Source organism: Alcanivorax sp. HI0044, assembly GCF_001634945.1.
This window is the reverse complement of sequence record NZ_LWEZ01000254.1, coordinates 1-583: the sequence shown is the minus strand read 5'-3', so window position 1 is coordinate 583 and position 583 is coordinate 1. Positions and strand designations below refer to the sequence as shown.

1 protein-coding gene and 1 pseudogene are annotated in these 583 nt (G+C 56.9%); both read right to left on the bottom strand.

The window, feature by feature from the left end; genetic code table 11:
* A partial coding sequence (locus A3730_RS03205) for an LON peptidase substrate-binding domain-containing protein (protein WP_369819034.1) occupies positions 1–345 on the bottom strand: 345 nt, incomplete at its 3' end.
* 54 nt (positions 346–399) lie between these two features.
* Positions 400–583 (bottom strand): annotated as a pseudogene (locus A3730_RS03200) (SAM-dependent methyltransferase); the annotation flags it as partial.

Below are 583 nucleotides of genomic sequence, written 5' to 3'. Positions count from 1 at the left end.
TTGAAACTGGTCGTTTTCCTCGTTGAGGGCATGGACTTTTACCAGACAGCCGAACTCGGGGAAATCCTCGGCGGTTACCGAGTCCGGGTTCTTTTCGCCGACATACACCAGCCCCAGGGACTGGTGCGGGGTCTGGCTGACTCGCTCAAGGGTTTGTTGCCAGCGCTCTTTTTCCAGCATGACCGGTTGCACCAGCCCCGGCATAAAAGGGCGGTGTTTGACCGGAATCAGGTAAATGCGCTGTGGCGGGGTGTGCTCCGGTACAGTGAGGCTGCCGGACTGTTGCCCTGCACTGTTTGAGGGGCGTTTGTCGCTATGCTGATGGGCGCTATCGTTGTCGGTCATAATCCTGTCACTTCCATGGTCCGTAGAAAGAACATGGTGGCGAGGCTGGAAAATTCAATTGTCGATGATTAACAGATCCGCGCACAGGGCCTTCGGGGTTTGGGTACGGCGTTCGACCACGCGGCTGTTCAGCTTGCCGGCTTCGCATTTTTCCGCCAGTGCATAGAACGGAGAACGGCCCGGGTCGGCAATGATTATCTGTTTGACGCCAGCACGCAGGCTGCGACGAATCAGGTTA